This window comes from Sporosarcina psychrophila (assembly GCF_001590685.1).
GTDB lineage: Bacteria > Bacillota > Bacilli > Bacillales_A > Planococcaceae > Sporosarcina > Sporosarcina psychrophila.
Map to the genome: position 1 here is coordinate 4,103,463 of NZ_CP014616.1, position 22,037 is coordinate 4,125,499.

12 protein-coding genes are annotated in these 22,037 nt (G+C 43.4%); 1 reads left to right on the forward strand and 11 read right to left on the reverse strand.

Translation table 11 applies throughout. From position 1 onward, the window contains the following. The first annotated feature begins 36 nt into the window (after positions 1 to 36). Positions 37 to 513, forward strand: coding sequence for a VanZ family protein (locus tag AZE41_RS19230; protein ID WP_067212999.1), 477 nt, complete (start codon positions 37 to 39; stop codon positions 511 to 513). A gap of 234 nt (positions 514 to 747) precedes the next feature. Here AZE41_RS19230 and AZE41_RS19235 read toward each other — a convergent pair whose 3' ends face one another. The 11 genes from AZE41_RS19235 to AZE41_RS19290 all read right to left on the reverse strand — a co-directional run bounded on the left by AZE41_RS19235 (position 748) and on the right by AZE41_RS19290 (position 21,868). Continuing rightward, on the reverse strand, positions 748 to 1,497 hold the full coding sequence (locus tag AZE41_RS19235; protein ID WP_067213002.1) for a hypothetical protein: 750 nt from the start codon (positions 1,495 to 1,497) through the stop codon (positions 748 to 750). 205 nt (positions 1,498 to 1,702) lie between these two features. Then, entirely contained in the window at positions 1,703 to 4,687 is a 2,985-nt protein-coding gene (locus tag AZE41_RS19240) for an S-layer homology domain-containing protein (protein WP_067213006.1), read from the reverse strand. 955 nt (positions 4,688 to 5,642) lie between these two features. Beyond that, positions 5,643 to 9,317, reverse strand: a complete 3,675-nt coding sequence (locus AZE41_RS19245; protein WP_067213007.1) for an S-layer homology domain-containing protein — start codon at positions 9,315 to 9,317, stop codon at positions 5,643 to 5,645. Positions 9,318 to 10,324: 1,007 nt separating this feature from the next. Beyond that, the gene (locus AZE41_RS19250) at positions 10,325 to 11,035 is read right to left on the reverse strand and encodes a WecB/TagA/CpsF family glycosyltransferase (protein ID WP_067213010.1); all 711 of its coding nucleotides are present in this window, start codon (positions 11,033 to 11,035) and stop codon (positions 10,325 to 10,327) included. Further along, positions 11,032 to 12,324: a nucleotide sugar dehydrogenase gene (locus AZE41_RS19255; RefSeq protein WP_067214071.1), complete on the reverse strand. Its 1,293-nt coding sequence runs from the start codon at positions 12,322 to 12,324 to the stop codon at positions 11,032 to 11,034. The genes AZE41_RS19250 and AZE41_RS19255 overlap by 4 nt, the downstream gene beginning before the upstream one ends. A gap of 168 nt (positions 12,325 to 12,492) precedes the next feature. Further along, entirely contained in the window at positions 12,493 to 13,689 is a 1,197-nt protein-coding gene (locus tag AZE41_RS19260; RefSeq protein ID WP_067213014.1) for a S41 family peptidase, read from the reverse strand. A 132-nt stretch (positions 13,690 to 13,821) separates the two neighbouring features. Beyond that, a complete protein-coding gene (locus AZE41_RS19265; RefSeq protein ID WP_067213017.1) occupies positions 13,822 to 14,898 on the reverse strand; it encodes a CAP and S-layer homology domain-containing protein in 1,077 nt (358 codons plus the stop codon). Positions 14,899 to 15,437: 539 nt separating this feature from the next. Next, positions 15,438 to 16,634: an aminotransferase class I/II-fold pyridoxal phosphate-dependent enzyme gene (locus AZE41_RS19270; RefSeq protein ID WP_067213019.1), complete on the reverse strand. Its 1,197-nt coding sequence runs from the start codon at positions 16,632 to 16,634 to the stop codon at positions 15,438 to 15,440. A 971-nt stretch (positions 16,635 to 17,605) separates the two neighbouring features. Then, entirely contained in the window at positions 17,606 to 18,517 is a 912-nt protein-coding gene (locus AZE41_RS19280; protein WP_067213023.1) for a DMT family transporter, read from the reverse strand. A 217-nt stretch (positions 18,518 to 18,734) separates the two neighbouring features. Continuing rightward, positions 18,735 to 20,339: a gamma-glutamyltransferase family protein gene (locus tag AZE41_RS19285; RefSeq protein WP_067213026.1), complete on the reverse strand. Its 1,605-nt coding sequence runs from the start codon at positions 20,337 to 20,339 to the stop codon at positions 18,735 to 18,737. A gap of 542 nt (positions 20,340 to 20,881) precedes the next feature. Continuing rightward, positions 20,882 to 21,868 carry a nuclease-related domain-containing protein gene (locus AZE41_RS19290; RefSeq protein ID WP_067213029.1) on the reverse strand — a complete coding sequence of 329 codons (987 nt, stop codon included), beginning with the start codon at positions 21,866 to 21,868 and terminating at the stop codon, positions 20,882 to 20,884. Positions 21,869 to 22,037: the final 169 nt, after the last annotated feature.

A 22,037-nucleotide genomic window follows, 5' to 3' on the forward strand; every position in this document is an offset into this window, starting at 1 on the left:
CTTAGTTTCGGGACTCTTGTATGGTATAATTCCCATATGAAAAAAATAATCGTTGTAATCATTCTACTCAGTACTCTAGTCATTTCATCTGGACAAACGTATGAACAACAATCTCTTATCCCAACGCTGGAACGTTTGTTGCCCGGTAAGCCGCTCGAATCGACGCTTTCCAAGCTCCACGTACCGTATTGGGGTAAAACGATTTCGCTTGAGGAACGGGGTTATTATCACTTCATCGAGTTCCTCCTTCGAAAAAGCGCGCATTTTATCATTTTCGGTTTCCTTGCCGTCGCCATCTATTTGATTTTACCGAAACACAAGTTTCGCATGTTGACGGCTACTTTTCTCACGCTGTTACTCGCTATCGGAGATGAGTATCACCAGTCATTGACGGGCGGACGAACACCTACTGCGCAAGACGTCATTCTCGATATGGCTGGTGCAGTTACCTTTCTCATCCTATTACGACTGCTATTACTGATGAAGGAACACCTGTTCAGCCCTGACAAGTAGGAGGGATGCTGTTCAATCTCTCCCAGGAGGTGCCTATAAGTAATAAAGGCGCTCTTTTCGCCTAGAAGCCGCATGACACACGTCCTATGGGCCCAGGAGCTAAGCGCTGAAGTCTAGACGTAAACTCTTTATGGTTACAACTTATCTACAGTACGAGAATTTTATAATTTCCTAGACAACCACAAAAAAGCAAGAATTCGCTGAGACTATCCACAGCGAATCCTTGTTTTTATATTATTGACTCATTGCCTTTTTCATAAGGCTATCGCGGCGTGCTTTTTTCTTGGCATCATAATCATCAACCATACTTTGAACGTACGATTTATCGAAGCCATTTGCCTCTAAATCTACCTCTGCGACCTTAATGACACCCGCAAATACTGCGTCAGTACGTGCTTCAAGCCCGTTTGCAGCTCCCATGTATTTATTGTAAAAATAACCGAAGTCGATACTTTCTCCGTTTGCTTTCTTATCTGTATACTCTTTCATTGCATGGCTGACCAACGTGTTTATCTTAGCGTCGGCCTGTGATTGAAGATTATCTAGCGTTGGGACATACTTGTTCTTAATCGAAGCAACTGTTGGCTTCTGATCCGTTTCTGGATTACCACTATCCCCTGCAGTCGAGCTAGAGTCTTTGTTGCCGGAAGTGGTTGTTTCGCCATCAGAAGAAGATGGTGAAGGTGTTACACCTTCTTTATCGCCTTCCGCAGAGTCTCCATCAGACGATGTCACTGCAGCTTCAGTAACCGGAGTTGTCCCCTTGGGATCGGTGCCTTGCGAATCCACAACTTCCCCATTGTCATCTAATGTAATCGTCGTTCCATCAGGTAACTCAATCGTGTATGGATTCTCAATGATTTGCTCCACTTCTTCATCTGCCACGTCATATTCTTTAAATTTAAACATGTACAGAAGATAACCAGCAGTAGCTAAGATAATAACTAACACAATCAGTAAGAAAATCTTTAGTTTTTTCTTCATGGACTTCCCCTTTTCTATCATCATATCAACTAGTTTAACAGAAAGCGGGAATGAGGTGTAGAGAAATCAGCACTATTCGACATTTTCGGTTAGTTTATAGGTTTTGTTGGAGGGCCCATGCAATTATAGACAGAAAAAGACGCCTTCCACCTGATCATTTGCTGTGATCAAGCAGAAGGCGTCTTCAATAGATATTACAGGGTGTTTATCTTAGCCTTACATCAATTTCTTTATTGAAGTTAGCATAATTACCTTGCGCATTTTGAACAGGTGACACAGTGTCTTTGACAAGTTTGACTCTTAAACTCGTGACGTAATTGGAATTCAAATTGGCTGTAACTGAGTTGACTGCATTCGATGAGTAAGTTCTAGAATCGACAACTTCAAGGACTACATCTCTTCCCTCATCATATCTTCCATTATTATTACTATCCAAATATATCACATCACTAATGTTCCTATCCATTGAAACATCATTCGCTACAGATGCTCTGATACTTACAACAAATGTATCGACATTTGAATTGGGACTGTAAACGGATTCAATGGAGTTTTTATCCACAAGGTAACCATTGAGTGTAATGTCGAAATCATATGCATCTAGATATTTAGATTGAACCGCCTCACTGAAACCAAGAACGAGTGAAGAACCATTATTAGATATTGCTGCATAATTGAATTCTGGTTGGTTTTGGTTACCACTAACAAATGTAACTTCGCCCGCTCCGGCGGATGCAATGGTGTTTCCTGCGTTGTCTCGAATATTGTTAACAGTAAGTATTGCTGTTTTAGTTGTTGTGATGCTTGCAGATGGAACACGTACTGTTACTGCAACAGATGTAGCTTTATCTGCTGACCCAGTGATAACAGTTGTGACATAAGATCCTATCGGTAACGCTCTGCCATCCCATGTATAGTTATTGATATCTTGAATCGTAGCTAGGTTCACTCCACTATCAGCGTCAATTGCTGTATAAGTAGCCGTTTGTTCAACACCTGGAGCTTGTCCATTTGTTGCAGGATTGTTAGTAACTGCCACAACTACTGGACGTGTACTATCCGATGAAATGGTATTTTGAACAATAAACGTTTGTGTTGCAATCGCATTCGGATTAGGTATACCTGCTTTATCAACGACTGTGTTTGCTGGTAGACGTAATTGATAGGTTCCGTTCGGCAATGCCTGCGTAATTGTTAATGTATCGTTAGTAATCACTGCATTCGACCCATTGTAGTGGTTTAGGTAAATTTGAGTTGCCGCTCCTGTATTTTGATCAATGACTGTGACTGCATTTGTTCCGCCTATTGCAATATCTTCTGTAAAATTCGCTACAATTTTGCCATCTTTATAGTCGACTGTTGTCAATGCTGGCGCACTAGTATCTTTATCGAAAGTAACATTAGCTGAATAAAGGGCTGTACTATTGCCAACCGTATCTTTCACATCAGCGTCGACAAATAGAATGGCATTGTACGCACCATTGAAATATAATCCTGAGCCTGTTAAAACAACCGTTTTTTCATTACTACCAGCTGAAGCTGCAAGATTTATCACAGTTCCATTCGGATGGACGAGACGAGCTTTCCCTGCGAATGAAGCTATGTTCATATTTTTATCGTACGTGATCTCTACTCTATTTTCGCCTATAACGTTTACATGGGTCACAGTTGGAGCTACTGTATCAGCAGAAATTGTAACTGTCGTTTCCACTGGATTTGGAGCGATCATGTTATTATTATAATCCTTTACATTGGTCAATTTAACTGTTGCTGCCGTACCTGCTGCAACTTGTTTACTAGATGTAACATCTAAACGATTTGGATTCGTAGGGTTGTTCGCAACGGTCGCCGCTGCACCATTAACATAAGCGATGACTCCAGCTGCATTAACAGGTTCATCGAATAGTAGGGCAAACGAGTTCGTAGATATTTTCCCAACAGCTGATCCTGAAACGAGTTTCGGCGCAACTTTATCATTGGCTTTGACAATCGCTGTATACTCCTCGAACTTTTCACCTGTTACTGATTTAATAGCATCAGTTAACTTAAACGCATACTCGCCATCAAAAATCCAATTTGCAGTAATCGTTAATGTTTTACCATCTTCGGACAATGAGCCTTTAAGTTGTCCAGGGTTCACAGTCGCGCCCGTCACCATCGTAAACGTCATATTTTGAACTTCATTCGAAGCGTTTAGTACGGTTGTTTTCGTAACAGGTGTTGCGAATTTAACTTCAACTTGTTTAGCGTTAATCGCGGTTACTTCAGTAACAAAACGATCATCCGCAGCAAAGCTAAATGTCACAGTGATTGTTTTTTCTACTTTTGCTTCACCTTTAGTAAGTGTTACTACATAACTGCCAGCTGTTGTGCTTGCCGCCACTTTTGCTACTACACCTTTTTCCGTAATGAGTGAATTAACATAGGTTTGGACCGCTGTAAGTTTGTTGGCATCAGTTGCCTCATTGCCACGCGAGACTGTGACTACACCAGCTTTTAATTGACCCGCTGCTGCTTCTACTGCTACCTTGTCTACATCTACTTTCGGCGTTGCAAGTGCTTCACTTCTAAAGACGAATGAAGCCATTTGTCCACGCGTCACAAGCGCATTCGGCGAGAATTTTGTAGGTGTTGTACCTGTCGTAATTTCATTGGCGTACAATGTCCGGACATAGTCAATATGCCATTGCTTATCATTAATATCGCTAAATGGTAGTTTTCCAGATTTCATTTCTTCAAATTCAAAGCCAAGTACAATTATTTTCGCCATTTGTGCCCTTGACAGACTATCCTCAGGTCGGAATGTGTTATCTTCAAAACCTGAAATGATTCCCGCTTCAACAAGCGCTGCAATATGTCCATAGTATGGGCTCGTTTTGCTAACGTCTTTAAACCCTGGATTTTGGACATTTTTCGTATCTAAATCTAACACAAGGGCCAACAGTTTTGCAGCATCCTGGCGGGTAATGCTTTGACCTGGTTTGAATTTACCATCTGGATAGCCACTAATCATGCCTCTTGCAGTATAGTCCATGACAGCATCATAAAAGTGATGACTTGGAATGTCCTTAACATCGAAAAATGTCGATGCTGCCTCTGTATTTGCAGGTGCAAAAGCAACAAAAGCTCCTGCTGCAACTGTTGTTGCCAACGTCGCTTTGAATATTTTTTCATAACTAGATTTCTTCATCTTGAAACCCCCATATAATGTAGTAATACTCTCTGTATACCATTCGCTTTAGGCTACTATTATAGTAGTACGATAGATTCATAACCAATTACTAAATAATAAAAATACAATTCATTCCTACTAATAGTATAATTTAATTGGTAATTTTGTGCAACCTATTGTCAGATACTAGTTACTTAGTTAACTATAATACTAGTATCCAGAAATAGTTACTCACACAACTAAAAGTCAGTGTTAACTACATCTATGCAAGCTGTAATTATGACAACTCACTGGATGTTATTAATGTACATGAAAAACCCAGCCAAATGGGATATGACTGAGCTCCCTTTTAAATTCATGCAATTGTACTGTATCCGAATTAAGAGCAGCCAAACCACAGGTACCTAAAATTTATTTCAGTGTTAGTTAGCGCGTTATTAGAATCCACAACTTTATTTTCTTTGAATTTTAATATATATAAAAGATAACCCGCGGCAATCAAGACAATTACTAACAATAGCATTAAGAAATTCTTTTTTTGTTCTTCTCTTTCATAATATCTATTAGTTTATTAGAGGGAAGTAGTGCCATGCAGTTAAATGGTGAATTTTATACTACTTTGGCCGTGGGGTGTTGTTTTTGCTATTCATGGCTTTTAACAACATACAGATGAACCTTTAATGTAAGTTTGCTATTGTTGTTCACAAGTTGGTTAATGACTTTTCTAGTCATTTGTTTATACAAAAAAGAAGCGGTTCAAGCTTATTAATATTATAGAACCTATTAATCTTGTTCAATGGAGTATCAAGGTAAATATCAATTAATTACAGTGTTTCTACAGATTCCTTACATTAATATCGATAATTTCCCCAAATAAAAAACACCCCATGAATTAAACGTTAAGTTTAAACATGGGATGTCTATTTTACTTCTAAACTAAAGAACTAATTTATGAAGTAATATTTTTTTAGAATTAGTTAGCAGCTGGAGCTGTAACTTTAAGAGTGATCACTACAGTTTCAGCATTACCTGCTGCATCAGTAAGTGTTAGAGTTATGTGTTTTTCAGTTCCTACTGCATATGCCGAGAAATCAGCGTAAGAAAGTAGATCTGCCACTTTTTCCAGGTTCAGAGTAGCAACTCCGTTTTCTGGAGTTAGTGTTGAAAGACCTTCACCCTCTAGAATTGAATTAACATTCACTGACGCAATGTCAGAAGTTCCAGTGACTTTAATGACACTATCTTCTTCAATTGTGATTTCAAGTGCTGACAATTCATTATCAGCTGTTGCTGGTACTGCTACAGTATAACCATTTGCAATCAGATCATAGTTCACAGAATTTAGTGTATATTTTCCAGTTGTAACTTTTGGAGCAGTAGTGTCAGCAGCTGGCACTAATACAAGTGCTGTAGTTGCTTTTTCTAGCTCAGCAACAGCAGCTTTTATTTCCGTTTGTGTTGCAGAGTTATTGTCATATACAGCGCGAGCTTCAAGAATTGCAGCTGATAGAGCGTTTCTGCTTGCTGCAGTGTATTTCACGTCTTCTGCAAGAAGTTTAGCAGCTTCAATTTTACCTAGAAGCTGACCTTTAGTTACTACTACTTCAGGAGTTGGTACTAATTTCACTGTATAGTTCTTAGTAACTTCAACTTTATCTGCTCCAGTACCTTTAGAGAATTTAGCAGTCAATGTTACGTTCGTTTCTTGCGTAACCTCACCTACTGTAGCAGTTCCATTAGCAATAGTAAGAAGACTGCTGTTTGATTCCCAAGCAACTGCAACACCATTAGTTCCAGGTGTTAATGCAATTGTTTGACCTGGTGCTTGAGCGTCAGTAGAGACCTCTACAGAATCAACTACTGCTGTTACGTCACGTTGATTAACAACGATAGCAGGTGCTGTAACTGCTGTTTCAGAAAGGATAGAAACAGTGATCTTGTCACCATCTTTGTTAAGTGTTACTTTGTGTGTTTTCCCTTCAAGCAATGCATCTTTGATTGTTTTTTCAAATGCAGCTTGATCAATAGTGTTACCATAGTAGTTTTTGAAAGAAGCACCTTTATAGCTTACATAGTCTTTTCCTTCAAATTGGATTTCTTTATCTACCGTATCAATGCCTGTTACTAGACCAGTATGAGTCACACCAACTTCTTTAGTAGATACGAATGATGCTTTAGCTGTATGGCTACCTAGATTAATTGTTTGTAGTCTGTTGTTGTTGTTGTTGTTGTTGTTACGGTAATTTTCAGGAATCGCAGTTCCTCTTGCTTCTACACGTACATCAGTAGTTTTATTATCTGATTCAACACTAATCATTGGAACTACATTGTTTTCTTCGTTAACTGTAACTGTAAGACTACGGTTTGGAGAAACAATATCAACGAAGTTACCTTTTTGGTCATAAACTTTTACATCATTGCTACCTGTGTTGAACACTGTGAATGATGCTTCAATGCGATCATAACCAGTTGGAAGTGACATAGCTTTTCCGCTTTGGTTAGCAGCAGTAAATTTGAAGAATGCAGTTTTATCACCTGCGAATTTATCTTCTTCTTCAACTTCTTTAGCATTAGTAGCAGCAGAGTCATATGCTTTTAGGTTACCATCTGTAAGCTTCGCTTCAGCAAAGTATGTGATGTCAGCAACTTTAGAAGGTTCACCTTCGTCAAGCGTTCCTGTTTTAGCGTTGCTAGAATTGATGTCAATCCAAACAACTGGAGTAGCATACTCTTTTACGTTAGCTGTTGCTGTAGCGATTGTAAATGATCCTTCACCTTTTGCATTTAGCTTAACAGAAATTTGTTGTCCAAGGCTTGCAGCATCTTTAGTAAAGACTGCAGAAGTATTTGTATTCATATTTCTGTCAAGAACTTCATTGAACGATACGTTAACAGTTTCGTTAGCCGCAACTTTACCGTCTTTTGTCTTAACTGTAACTTTGTATTTACGACCATTATCTAAACCAGTTGCAGCTTCTTCTCCGCCATCACGAGCTACTTCGATTGCGTATGAAGATTGAACTGCACCGATTACCAATTGTGCAGCTTTAGCTTGTAATTCAGTAGCTTCTAGACGTTCGTTACCAGAAACTCTGTTGCTTGCTGAATCGTCTAGGAATACAACCGGAGTTGCTTTCGTATTCAATCCTGAAACAGTTAGAGTAGCTTCACCTTTGCTGTTTGTTGTTACAGTTACAACTTCTGTTTTACCATTTTCTAACTGATAAGGATTTTTCCCGTTAGCAGTAGCATGTGTAATTTTGTCAATCGTTGTATCAACGTTTTCAGCAAATGTTACATGCAATTTTTGGTTAGCTACTGCTTTACCAGTTGTTGCATCTTTGTAAGTTACTTTGTAAACTTTGTTTTCGCCGTTGTTGATTTCTTCACCTTTTTTATCGTCAGCAACGATTGTTAGGATTGAGTCAACACCCCAGTATACTTTTGCATGGCTACGTACAGATGGTGCACCTGTAGGGTAAACAGCAACATCGTCATTACCTGCAGCATATTGAGTATAAGAGTAAGTAGCAATACCTTCGGCATTAGTAACTGCTTCTACTACTTGGTCTTTGTTCAACTTATCGTCAGCTTTAACGTTGAAAGTTACAGGAACGCCTGCTTGTTTCACGTTGATGTCAGCTTTCAATGTTACTTCTTTACCAACAATACCTTGAAGTGAAGTAGTATCTGTTGTGATTTTAGTTGGAACTACTTCAGAAAGACCAGTAAATTTACCTAGCGTAGATTCGCCAGCTTTAAGTGTGTATTCTTTTCCGCCTTCTTGAGCAGAAGTTGTAAGAATAACAGTTTTGTTATCTGTTTGTTTAACAGCTGCGTTAGAAACTGTTAGACCTTCGATAGTGTATTTAAGAGCGTTAACATCTGAAACTGCTTCTTTGAAAGCTACTTCAACAGTAGTAGCGTTAACAGCCTTAACTGATGCAACGCCTTCTGCTGCTTCGCCAGCTACTTTAGAGAAGTCTGCGTTAATTGTTTTGTGTAGGAATGTAGCAAAGTGTCCACGAGTTGTGTTGCCTTTTGGATTGAAGCTAGCAACTGTTGGGTTCGTGATGTCGAAGAAATCAAGAACGTCGATAGCAGCACGTGCTTCAGATTTTGCAGATGTAAGATCTTTTACATCACGCTTGAAATCTTGTCCAGCTACGTATGTAGCCAAGTCGATTTTTTCAACAGTATCAAATGCGCGAACAAGCACTAGTGCCATGTTTTCACGAGTGATGTTGTCAACTGCTAGAAGTTTACCGTTAGATCCGATGAATACACCTGCGTCTTTAACAACTGCAGCATAGTCAAGAAGTTCTGCGTTAGACTTTGTTGACAAGTCAGTGAAGCGTGGGTTAGTTCTTGCATCTGCAGGAATTGAATGTCCTTCAGTTACAAGCCATTTACCCATCATTTTAACAACGTCAGAACGAGTCAACGTTTTGTTTGGTAGGAATGTACCGTCTGAATAGCCTTTGATAACGCCTGCATCAGAAAGAGCGTTGATAGCTTCTTCGTGCGTGTTACCTTTCGTATCTTTAAAATCTGCCGCGCTTGCTACTGGTGCTACTGCGGATGCTACTAGTGCTGCTGATGCAGCCCCTACTAAAAATTTGCTGTACTTAGATGGTTGGTTAGCCATTGAATAATTTCCTCCTCTTAGATAGAAAATAAATTTGTGTCAACTACTTCCACGGCAAAATGAAAGATAGAAGTCATTACAGATTAAAGTATAGATAATTACGACAAGGATGTCAATTACAAGTTAGTAATATAGTAAATCCCTTTGGAAACATCACTAGATTCCTGAGCCGCTTCTACCATTCTATCGCATATCTGATATATATCAAGTATTTTACGACTTTTGGTTTAAAGTTACAGAACGATTTCAATTGTTAGTGTCTAGTTACTGCTGATTATGTATTTGGAATTCCTTGCGCGGTCTCCAGTCTTTTCGCCTTACCTATGCGTGTTTAAGTGGGAATTATATGGTTTTCTTGGTCAACATAAACATCGTATTCTTTTATTTTCATCTGTTTTGAATTTATGGCGGAAAATGGTTTTCTTTCCAAATCGGGAGGATTGTCATTCATTATTCCTAAAACAGGTGTCCAGTTCAGGGTGCGAATGCTTGGAATTTTTGGTGCCGGCTGTTGCCACAATTCGAAGGTTGTGTATTGTGATAGTAACTGGCACCCGGGGGCTTGCTTGTCGGGGATGAACAGGTGCTTCCGCTTTTCGGTATGTCTAGGCTTCAGGCGTCAGATGCTCGGGTCATAAGTCAGCCCTACTCTGCGGCAAAGTGCGCCGCGGCGTTGGTCCGCCTTATGCCTGTCGCATCTAAGACGACGCCTTCCGCTTTTCGGGGTTGTCTAGACTCCAGTGCCTAGCCCCTCGAGTCGCTTCAGCTTACTGATAATGGCAAAGGGCGCCATATCAGCAAGCCTTCAGCGCTTGTCGGGGCTTAGCAGGCACTTCCGCTTTTCAATACAAAAAAACTCGAACAGATGGGAACTGTTCGAGTCTTTTTGTGTGGTCAACCAACCAAATTTCGATCTGCATGGCGTTTGTTATATATTTTATAGAGGAAATTATCCTTACACTTTAGTATTCTAGCACCACTTTTACCGGAATACAAGAGTGTCAACCTTATTTTTGTTTGAAAACTTCAAATAAGAATTTTGGCAGATTCATTTGCCTTTTAAGTCGACTTGGTTCTTTTAGTAGACGATACAGCCACTCCGCACCCATTTTTTGAAATGCGGCGGGTGCTCGCTTGACGTTACCTGCAAGGACGTCGAATGAACCACCAACGCCTTGATACAACGTTGGGTATAGGTTGTCCCGATGTTGTTCAATCCATTGCTCTTGTTTTGGAGAACCCATCGCAACGAATAGAATATCAGGCTTGGCCTTATTGATAGTTTCTAAGACTTTACTAGTATCTGATTCATAGCCATCCTGTGTTCCTGCCACGATAAGATCTGGATAGGTCTGTTTAAGTTGTTGAGCCGCCTTATCAGCAACACCTGGTTTCGCACCGTAAAGGAAAACCGCACGCCCAGTACGTGCTGCTTCCCTAACAATACGATCCATCATGTCAATTCCAGTAATGCGTGACGAGATACTGCCCTTTTTTAATTTAGACGCAATGATAACGCCAATGCCGTCCGGGATTTGAAACTCGGCTCTGTTAAGAAGCGCTTTTAGTCCCGGGTCTTCTTTTGCTTTCATAAGCTTTTCCGGGTTGATGGCTACGACGAGTGATTTCTTCTTGTCTTCGATGTTGCGAAAGACTTTAGGAATTAACTCGTCGTAGTTTTCGGTGTTGACTTGAACGCCAAGAATGGTCTCTTTCATATAGAAGAAAGTCCTTTGTTCTTGCCATCGCCGAGCTTAAAGAAACGGAATCCGGCTTGTTCCCACTTGTCTCGGTTGAGTGCGTTTTTCGTATCGAGTACGAGTGGCTTGGTGTCGCCAGTGTTCACTGTTTCCGGATTAAGGTTTTTAAATTCCGTATGATCCGTCGTCAGGATAATTAGGTCGACGTCTTGAAGTGCTTCGCCTAGTGATGCACGTTGGGTCGGGTGTTGCAGTTCTTTGATATGTGGATCAAATGACGTTACTTGTAGATTCAAGTTTTGAAGTTCTTTAATGACTTCCGTCGAAGGGCTTTCTCGCAGATCGTCAACGTCAGCTTTGAATGCAAGACCTAGTACTGCGACGTTACCGCCCTGGATGCCATGCTGTTCGAGAAGTGCTTGTGCTTTTTGCGCTGTGAATTTCGGCATGCCATTGTTCGTTAGGCGCGATTTCTTAATGATATCCGAGTTTTCCGGGCTTAATTCCACAAGGAACCAAGGATCTACTGCGATACAATGTCCGCCTACACCAGGTCCTGGCGTATGGATGTTAACGCGCGGGTGGAAATTGGCAAAGCGAATAGCTTCCCATATGTCGACGTCGATTGTTTCAGCGATTTTTGCGAGTTCATTGGCAAACGCGATGTTAACGTCACGGTAGGTGTTTTCCATTACTTTGACGAGCTCCGCTGTTGTTGCGTCAGTTAGGTGGATTTCCCCTTGGACGAATGTTTGGTATAGCTCTTTTGTCATCTCTGCGGATTCAGTTGTAATGCCGCCGACGATACGGTCGTTGTTAATGAGTTCTTCGAAAATCTTGCCTGGAATGACGCGCTCTGGTGAGTGTGAGACGAATAGATCGACGCCTAATTCTAGGTTTGACTTGCGAAGCTCAGGCAACATAACATTTTCTACTGTTTTTGGTGGCACTGTTGATTCGAGAATGACCAGTGCCCCTTTTTTTAGGTAAGGGACGATTGACGCTGTTGCTTTACGGATGTACTCCAAGTTTGCTGTGTTGTCCGGGTTGATTGGTGATGGGACAGCCACGATGTAGACGTCTGCTTCGACGGGTTGTGTTGAAACCGTGAAGTACCCTTTGTCGATTGCTTCTTCAAGACGCTCTTGAAGCCCGTTCTCTTCTATATGAAGTTGTTTGTTTGCGATCATGTTAACTGCTTTTTCGTTGACGTCCATACCGTGTACGCGGACGCCACTGTTGGCGAACATTACTGCTGTTGGTAGGCCTATGTAGCCTAGTCCGATGACGCATATATTTTTATTCATAGTGGTTTTCATAGTAGTTTTCCTCTTTTCTAGGAGTTCTTCATGGCGGTTCAATGTGGAGCTAGCTGCTGCCACACTTTGAAAGTGCTAAATGGTGTCAGTAACTGGCACCGGACAGCTCGTTGATTATAACACATTCGGTGTTTAGGTTGCTAGGCGCTACGTACTTCAGCTGGCGCTTTTGACGGTAATTGGGACGTATGTGCCTTGTTTAACCGTGCGGCCGTTAGTGTTTTTTAAGCCCGGGTGGATGATGAGTTCATAGGAAGCGCCGGGTTGCAGGTTTTTGTTAGGAACAATTTCAATTGTGTTGTTGGCCTTTTGGTTGATGGTGATTGGGACGGCTACGCCGCCTACTTTAACTAGTTCTATATTATTGGACGTCTGTGCGTTGGTAAAGTTCATTGGCTGGGTAAATTGGATAGTCATTTTTTTAGTCGTTGGTACATTGTCGAGATTGTCGATTTTTTTGTAGTGCTTGTTGCTGAATGACTCGTTGAGGAGCCGCTGATGGATGTTTAACAGTTCTTTGTTCGATTCGGTTTTGATGCTAGGTTGGATTCCCTTTTTGTGGACTAGTGTTCCTCCCGGTCCTTTGAAGTGCCCAATTGTCAGTTTGAGTGCACTGCCGTCATCAAATTCGAAGAAGGATTGGACACTGCCCTTCCCTTTCGTCGTCTCACCTACTATGGTAGCGGCTTGCTGATCGATGAGGGACGCTGCGACGATTTCAGATGCAGATGCGGAATAGCGATTGACGAGCACATATGATTGTTTAGGGAATTTCGTTTTGGTTGGTATCGGTTTAATCATTTTGTTGCCTTCGCGTGTAGATAGGTAGTAAGCGTTTGTCACGCCTTGGTAAAAGCCGAGAAGCTGTTCAGCACTGTCGACGTAGCCACCGCCGTTATAGCGCAGGTCGACGATGAGTCCGGTTGCTCCATTTTTTTTGAGCTTCGTCCAGTGTGCTTCCACTTGCTTGCCCAGGTCGGCGGAAAACGTGGCGATTTTTATGTAACCGATGTTGCCGTAGAGCATGGATGATGTGATTGGGTGCTCTGGTGTTGCTGGTGATTTAGTCGATGTTGTTGCAGCTACGTTTGGGATTGACGATGGTTGGTGTTCATCCACAGCAACGGCCGATAGATAGGTACGGTATTCTCCGGCAGACATGTAGCGCGAGTATTCGTCGAGTGAGTTGACGATTTCGTCTACGTTTTTCATGGTATTGAGGTTTTTAGGGACGTCACCATAGTAGTAGGTCTCGACGAAGAATTTGACGTCGTCGAGTGTACTTGCTTGGGCGATTGGTGTAAATAGGAACAGGGTTATGATGGCGATGAATGCTGTTTGGATTTTTTTCAATGTGGTGAGTCCCCTTTCAAGGGTATGTTCTTTTATATTATAACCTATACCCAGTTTTGAAGTTTGCAAGATGGTTGGATTTGGTATTTTGTTGTTTAGTTTGGTGGAAATGTTGTTTGGTTATGTGTTTTTTTATTTTTGCGTATAGAGTTGGACCCAATACGGTTTTCCTTTGTCGTCGATCGCATAACCAGTACCGACGTGTGTGAAGTTGTTGTTTGCGATATTTGCGCGGTGAGTTGGCGAGATCATCCATTCTTTGACGACGGATTCGGGTGCGATGTAGCCTCTTGCGATATTTTCACCGTATGCGGTCCATTTGTAGTTGAACTTTTTCAGCATCTCATCGACAGTGCCGTATGTTGGTGACTTGTGGTCGAAGTAGTTATTTTTCGCCATGTCTTGTGCTTTGGCTTTAGCAATTGCAGAGAGGTCAGCGTCGAGAATGAGTTCTTTTACGCCTAGCTGTTTCCGCTGTTTATTGACAAGTTCAACGGTTTTGAGGGCGTTGTCTTGATCGTCTATTACTGGTGGTATTGGATCAGGCTTGGATTTGTCCATATACATGCTGCGGGCTTTGTCATAGTAGATGACGCCTTTTTCGCGCTCAAGTTCGAATTTTGTGGTGCGGTCGATGAATGCCGCCATATGTGCGCGGGTGACGATGTCGTTTGGCTTGTACATGCCGGCTGGCGGTGTTGTTGTGATGCCGAGTTCGGCAAGTGTCGTAATGTAACCATAGTTTTGGTTGAGCTTAATGACGTCTTGGAATTTGATGAGGTCATTGTCGTCGACGATGATTTTATAGCCCAATGTCAGTATTTTGGCCATTTGCGCACGTGTCAGTGGGTCGTTCGGGCGGAATTTGTCCCCGTCGGTGAAGATGCCACGTTCGGTGAGTGCGCGGATATGATCGTATGCGCCGTGGGCTGGGCTGACGTCTTGGAAACTTGGTTTGAATGCGGCTGTCGGTTTGGCGTTGATGGCGAGCGCGACGACTTTTGCGGCTTGGGCTCGGGTGACGGGCTCATTGACGCGGTAGGTTCCGTCTGGATAGCCGTTGATGAGACCGCGGGTGGAGATGTTGTTGATGGCTTTGTGCGCCCAGTGTGCGGTTGGCACATCTGTAAATGTGGCAGCTTGTGCGGCTGGTTGGAATGCGATTAGTAGAGTTGCTGAGAGTAGTAGGGTTGGGATGCGTTTTTTCATGGTAGTGCCTCCTTTTTCTATGATTATACTATGTTTTGCGGGCGTATTGAGAGGTTTGTTGTTTGGTTGGAAAAGTTTAAAGCCCCTTGCTGGTGGCGAGGGGCTTGTTTTTATTGATTTCTTAGTAATCGATTGATGGATTTTTGTTGTCGTAAGATAGAACAAACGTTCTTTTTGTGTTATGATAGAGTTGGTAATTGCATATGAAGTGTGGGCGGTTGGTCACTTCCATGAGAATGGAGGTGATGCCAATGTCGACTTACGAATCGATAAATTTGCTAATTCAGCTTTGCACTGTAATGTTAGCAGCCTTTACAATTGTAGTCACATTGATCATTTTCTTCGTAAAAAAGAAATAACCGTCCCCCGCTGATAAGGTATGACGGTTATTTCTGTCTAAAACCGGATCAACCGCTCTTCTTGCGGTTTGCAGTTGCTAGGCCGAGTGTTAGCGCACTCGGTCTTTTTTTATGTTATGCGTTTCTAAAGACATTATACCTTTATTCGGTGATTGTTTCAAGAATGGTACTTTTTATTGATTACAATAACGGTGGATTTGGAACTATGTGACGTTCTTTGTTGCGCCAGTTGGTTATCCAGGTTTCGAGTCGGTCCATGGCGATTTCGAGTTGGTCGAATGCGTAGGCGTAGGAAATTCGGATGTGACCTTCCCCGAATGCTGTGAAGGCGGTGCCTGGTACGACGGCGATTCGGGCTTCATCGAGCAACGTGTGGGCGAATTGTTCGGATGTTAGGTTGAACTCTTTAATAGAAGGAAAGATGTAGAATGCGCCACCCGGTTTGACTGTCGGAAGGCCCATGTTGGTGAGCCGGGTGTAGATGTAGTCGCGGCGTAGGATATAGTCCGGGTTCATTGCCGAAGGCGTGTGTTGGCATTCGGTTAGTGCGCAGATAGCTGCGTGTTGGGATGGGACGCCTGCGCAGATGGTGTTATAGGCTTGCACTTTGACGGCTTGTTGCATCCACTGGGCGGCGGCGAGCAGGAAACCGATGCGCCAGCCTGTCATGGAATGGGATTTGGACAGGCCGTGGATGAGGAATAGTTTGTCTTTGAGTTCGGGGTACTCAGCGAATGAGCGGTGTTCCCCTTGGTAGGTGTTTTCGCTGTAGATTTCGTCCGAGATGATGAAGATGTCGTGATTGGTGAGTGTTGCGGCTAGTTCGTCCATCGTTTTGTGTGGGATGGTGACGCCGGTTGGGTTGGATGGATAGTTGAAGACGATTGCTTTTGTTTTGGGTGTGATGAGTTGTTCGAGTTGGATTGGGTCCGGGATGAAGTTGGTTGTTGTTGTGTCGAGATAGATGGGTGTTGCGCCGGCGAGTGTGATGAGCGGTTCGTAGCCGGTGTAGATGGGTGCGGGGACGATGACTTCGTCTCCTGGCTCGAGAATCGTACGGAATACGGTGTCCATTGCTTGGCTTGCGCCGGTTGTGATGATGATTTCGGTTTGTGGGTTGTAGGTGAAGTTGTATTTATCGGTAAAAAAGGTGGATACGGCTTGCCGGAGTTCGAGGAGACCGGCGTTGTGTGAGTAGATAGTTTTGTTGTCGTCGATTGCTTTGTGGGCGGCTTGTTTGATGCGTTCGGGTGTTGGAAAGTCGGGTTGGCCGATGGTTAGATTGATGGCATCGGGGTAGTTTATGAGCTGGTTGGAGATTTTGCGGATGCCGGATGGTTCTATTTGTTGGACGCGCGGGTTGATGGTGAGTGACATGGTGGTTCCCCCTTTTTGATTGGTGGGTAGTAGTATATGCGGGATGGGGGGGGATGATTTTTGGGGTGTGGTTTGGTGTTGAGGGGGTGTTGTTTAGTTGGTTGGGAATGTTGTGATGTTTCGGCGGGATGTTGTTTAGTTGGATCGGAGTGTTGTGATGTTTGTTTGATTCGTTGTGAACTCTTGGATTTGATTGGCCAAGACTTTTTTCAACCGTCTTTTTGCCCGCTAAAGACTTCCCTTTCTTCTGCTTTTTAAGTTATTTCTTGGTTCTGGTTCTTGAAGTCTTCTGTAGCATACTGTATATTGAGAATAGATCTAGTAAAGAATAAAAAGGACCGCTTGACGTGTCGAGCGTCAAACGGTCAGCAATAGCTAGGTTCCCTATAAGGGGATCAGCCCATCTGGAGTAGTAACCCATCTGAGCCTCTAACTCAAGGATGGGTTATTTTTTATTTTTATGGTCAAATGAGAGTATTAACACGATTAATGTTGCAAAAGCTACTGCGAAGATTTGAGTTTGATTTTCATATAAAGGTAGCCGCCCGGTGGAGAGGGCGGCTTTTTGTTTTGTTATTTATACAATGGTAATTTGTAGTCCCAAGTGTAATTGGTTCTTGGGGGTGTTCCTTTTCGGTTGAGTCGCAGCTGATTGGACACTTTGCGGAGTTGGTTGGACGCTATAGCGGGTTCGTTGGACACTTCCGGGAGTTGGTTGAACACTTCAGGATTGGTTGGACACTATTGCGGGTTCGTTGGACACTTCCGGGAGTTGGTTAGACACTTCAGGATTGGTTGGACACTATTGCAGGTTCTTTGGACACTCCCGGGATTGGTTGGACACTATTTTCTATTTGAAGGGCATAAAGGAAGCCATCCGGTGGTCTGGATGGCTGATTGGGTGGTGATTGTCTATTCGAAAGAGACAACGTTCTATGAATTTATATGGAAAAGATTGCGTGATTAGTGAACTAAACGACATTCTCACTCCGCTTGCGTCGTTTTTTCCATAGGTCTTCTGCGGCGCCAGATCCTAGTATAACGCCGGCAATGATGAGGGCTAGGCCTATGAGATGGCGATAGGTGATGATTTCGCCAAGGAATAGTGCTGAGCCGATTAGGGAGAACATGGTGTTGAAGTTGATGAAGATGGCGGCTTTGGCTGGGCCGACTTTTCCGACTGCGTAGTTGTAAAGCATGTGACCGACAGCTGTGCCGATGATGGCGCTTGCTGCGAAACCGAGCCAAAACATGGGCGGTACGGTGGCAAATGCTTTGATTTCACCGGGTTCTTGAATCAGGCTAATGATGAGTAGTACCGCGCTGCCGACTACCATCATATAAGCGGTCATGATACGTGGATCGAGTGTTTTTGCTGCTTTTGCGATGACTAGAAATGATAATACTTGAGCGGCGATTGAAATGAAAATGAAGCTATCACCGAGCGCGAGACCGCCAATTCCCCCGCCTGCTAAAACGACGGAGCTGACGCCGCCTAGGCCGACTAAGAAACCAAGCCATTGCACTTTAGACGGGTAATTCCGCATGATAAGTGCGACGGAGATCGCCGTTAGGACGGGGCCTGTTCCGAGTATCAGTCCCGCGTTTGTGCCGGTCGTACGAACAAGTCCCATGTTAAGGAAGTAATGATGGAGGACGACATTGAGCATCGCGCCTCCTATGATATATTTCCATTCATTTTTTGTCGGCAGACGAAGCATTTTGAACGCCGCCAGAATGATGAATACCGTGATGCCTGCGAGCAGGATACGGAATGTTGTCATGGTAACTGGTCCGACATATATGAGCAGATATTTGAGGAGTGGCAGGTTAAATCCCCAGATAAGCATTGCGGTAGTGAGGAGTGCGTAGATTCTCCACATGGGGCCGTCCCCTCCTTTGGTTGGTGATTTGGTGATGATTGGTTGCTGGAAATACTGTAGGGTAAGATGGCAACTTTTCACTAGAAGTAAACAACGTTTATTGGGTACTTAGCAACGTTTTTTCTTATGTGTCAGGTTTGATGATGCTTAAGTATACACCTTTTAAAGCGTGGTAGTAGCCGCCTAAGTAATTCTTATGCGGGTTCGATGAAATATTTTACCAGACGGCGATTGCTCCGTCGGTTCGGGATTCGGTGCCGCCTGATAGAACTCCGGTTTTAGGATTTCGCCAGATGATTTGGCCACGACCAAATGAGCCTGAGTCGAGGGTTGGCTGGATTTGGTGACCAAGTCTTGTCAGTGCTTGGGCGAGATGGTTCGGGAAGCCCGGTTCGACGTGGACTAGATTGTCTTTTATCCACTGCCAGCGCGGTGCGTCGAGGGCTGCTTGTGGATTTAATTTGTAATCGATTGTGTTGATGGCTACTTGGAAATGGCCTTGCGGTTGCATGTATCCGCCCATGACACCAAATGGCCCGATGGCTTGTCCGTTTTTGGTTAGGAAGCCTGGGATGATGGTGTGAAATGTTCGTTTGCCCGGTTTTAGTGCATTTGGGTGATTCGGATCTAGCGAGAAGTCTGCGCCACGGTTTTGGAGTGCGATTCCTGTGCCAGGAATAACGATACCGGAGCCGAAGCCCATGTAATTCGACTGGATGAAGGATACCATGTTGCCTTCCCCATCTGCAGTTGCCAGGTAAACTGTGCCGCCTTTTGGTAATTCATACGGTTCTGGACATGTTGCGGTTGCTGTAATTTTGGCGGCGCGTTGTTGTGCGTACGCTTTTGATAGAAGGTGTTCGGGTTTAATTGGCATATCAGTTGGTTCGGTGATGAATGCTTGTCCATCTGTGAATGCGAGCTTCATAGACTCAATTTGTTCGTGAAGCGATTGCGTGTCGTGCGGCACTGGGCTGTTCATTTCCGATAGGATGTTGAGTGCCATGAGTGCGATCATGCCTTGGCCATTTGGCGGAATTTCATGAACGTCGTAGCCGCGGTAGTTTGTAGAGACGGGTTCTACCCATTCTGGCTGGTAGTTTGCCAGATCAGATTTTGTGAGAAAGCCGCCGTGTTGTTGCATGAAAGTGTCGATTTTGTCGGCTAGTTCTCCCGTGTAGAAGGATTCTGCATTCGACTCCCCAATGGAGTGTAGTGTGGCGGCGTGATCTCGTGATTTCCAAAGTTCACCGATTTCTGGTGCTCTACCGTCGGGCGCGAATGTGGTGAACCATGCATCGAATTCTTCTGTTGTAAATGAAGTGCTGTATTTTTTGTAGGCAGCGTTCCAGTATTTGCCGAGAATCGGTGTGAGCGGATAGCCTTCTTCGGCATAGCGGATGGCTGGTTCGAGTGATTCTTTTAATGGTAGATTGCCAAATTTGCGCGCGAGTTCCGCCCATGCTGCGGGTACGCCTGGGACGGTGATTGGCGTCAGACCGTAGACTGGCATTTTGTCGTGGCCTTGCGCTTTTACGGCGTCGATTGTGAGTGATTGCGGTGCCGGGCCGGAAGCGTTGAGGCCGTGCAATTTGTTGTTGACCCAAACGAGTGCGAATGCATCGCCGCCGATACCGTTTGATGTTGGTTCGACGACGGTAAGTGCAGCCGCAGTCGCGATTGCCGCATCAATTGCGTTGCCTCCCCTGCGCATAATTTCAATGCCAGCTTGTGCGGCGAGTGGCTGTGAGGTTGCGACCATGCCGTTTTTTGCGAAGGCGGTATGGCGTATGGATGGATTTGGGTTGTAAAGGTAGTCCATTGGTGGTTCCCCCTTTGATGTTGGATAGTTCTGTGAGTTTATTATACTGGAGATGGAGGTGTTTAGGGAGGCGAAGTTTTTTTGGGTGTGGTGTGGGGATATGATTGGTTGATTTGGTGGGGTTTATGCTTGGTTGCATGGAAGATATGATTGCTTGGCCGGGGATATGCTCGGTTGCTTGGGGAATATGATTGCTTGGCTTGGGATATGCTCGGTTGTATGGGAGATATGATCGCTTGGTTTGGGATATGCTCAGTTGTATGGGAGATTTGATTGCTTGGTTTGGGATATGCTCGGTTGCTTGGGAGATTTGATCGCTTGGCTTGGGATATGCACGGTTGGATGGGAGATTTGATTGCTTGGCCGAGGATATGCTCGGTTGCACGGAAGATATGATTGCTTGGCTCAGGATTTGATCGGTTGCATGAGAGATATGATTGCTTGGCTTGGGATATGCTCGGTTGGCGTTAATTATGATTGGTTACTAGTCTAAATGCTGTTTTCATTGGACAGATTACTAGTTTTATTCGTAGAAAAGCGCTTCAAAGTTCATGAAGCGCTGACTCATGCTTATTTGTCTTTTCATTCATGACATAGAAACTACCTTTCCCCTTTCCTTCGTGTGATAGTCCGGATCGGGCAAGAAATCTCGTTGTTACTTGTCTGTCATTTAGCAGCATGAAACTTCTGAATTCCCTGTTAGTTATCCGGTCGCCCATGAGACATCTCCAATCTGCAAGCGCCGCAATATGACAGTCAGGTCCAGTATGATTACACGTTGGACATGCCCATTTTCTTGGCTTCCACCTCATCCCTCTAGTGTTGCATGCCGGACAAATGACTCCGGGTAAAATATCAATTGGGGATATATTCATCAATTTGGTTAACGGGAAAGGATCATATTCTTGATGGTTATTTCTTAATTCGAATGCCAATTTCCGTATAGTATCTTTGCTTATGATTTCTTTATCGATGGATAAGGAATACAAATAAGTCGGAGTTTCATTGGTGAATGTGATTTTAGTTTCGGGAACGTTTTCGAAGATTAACTCATTGGTGAATGCGAAAGTAACAAGTCCGCTAATCGGGATATCGATTTTCCTTTGCTTGAGCCATTCATTGAGAAATAATTGCTTGCGATTGAGCTCAGCGATGGGGTTGCTCAACACTTTTCGTTCACCTGTCGGGGATTCCTGGATGAACTGTGTGGGGTTTGATTTCACGATAATTTTCCCAGCAATGTTTTTCACCTCGATAATAAGAATGAAAGCTGGCGTAATAAGTACCGAATCCATCTGAAAATAAACGCCGTTCTGTTTCAAGCAGACGTCGTGCAAGATAGCGTGTGGATAATGGGGTTTGAATTCTAGTAGATGCTTGTCAAAGTGTTGCTCCCCACCATAGCCTGCTTTTCGTATTCGAAAGTCCTCTCTGACTCTAAGCATTTCGGCATGTGACGGCTGTAATCGGGGCATTAATGCACTTAATCCAATTAGTATTTTCGGCATTGATCTTTGTTTATAAATCAATTTTTATCACCTCTTAAAAATGATATCAGAATTTTTGGTGGTTTTATATACTTTTCGCCAAAGCCGAATTATGTATTTGTTAAACAGTGGCATGATTGATATTTGATAGGGTATTTGGGTATATATTTGAGATTTGAGCACTTGCTCTTTTTGGTGGGCGGTGTATTGA

Excerpts from the sequence above, each read along its gene's own strand:
- AZE41_RS19245 (WP_067213007.1), bottom strand. The coding sequence starts at position 9,317 with ATGGCTAACCAACCATCTAAGTACAGCAAATTTTTAGTAGGGGCTGCA.
- AZE41_RS19235 (WP_067213002.1), bottom strand. The coding sequence starts at position 1,497 with ATGAAGAAAAAACTAAAGATTTTCTTACTGATTGTGTTAGTTATTATC.
- AZE41_RS19240 (WP_067213006.1), bottom strand. The coding sequence starts at position 4,687 with ATGAAGAAATCTAGTTATGAAAAAATATTCAAAGCGACGTTGGCAACA.
- AZE41_RS19230 (WP_067212999.1), top strand. The coding sequence starts at position 37 with ATGAAAAAAATAATCGTTGTAATCATTCTACTCAGTACTCTAGTCATT.
- AZE41_RS19265 (WP_067213017.1), bottom strand. The coding sequence starts at position 14,898 with ATGAAAAAACGCATCCCAACCCTACTACTCTCAGCAACTCTACTAATC.
- AZE41_RS19250 (WP_067213010.1), bottom strand. The coding sequence starts at position 11,035 with ATGAAAGAGACCATTCTTGGCGTTCAAGTCAACACCGAAAACTACGAC.
- AZE41_RS19255 (WP_067214071.1), bottom strand. The coding sequence starts at position 12,324 with ATGAATAAAAATATATGCGTCATCGGACTAGGCTACATAGGCCTACCA.
- AZE41_RS19285 (WP_067213026.1), bottom strand. The coding sequence starts at position 20,339 with ATGGACTACCTTTACAACCCAAATCCATCCATACGCCATACCGCCTTC.
- AZE41_RS19270 (WP_067213019.1), bottom strand. The coding sequence starts at position 16,634 with ATGTCACTCACCATCAACCCGCGCGTCCAACAAATAGAACCATCCGGC.
- AZE41_RS19280 (WP_067213023.1), bottom strand. The coding sequence starts at position 18,517 with ATGTGGAGAATCTACGCACTCCTCACTACCGCAATGCTTATCTGGGGA.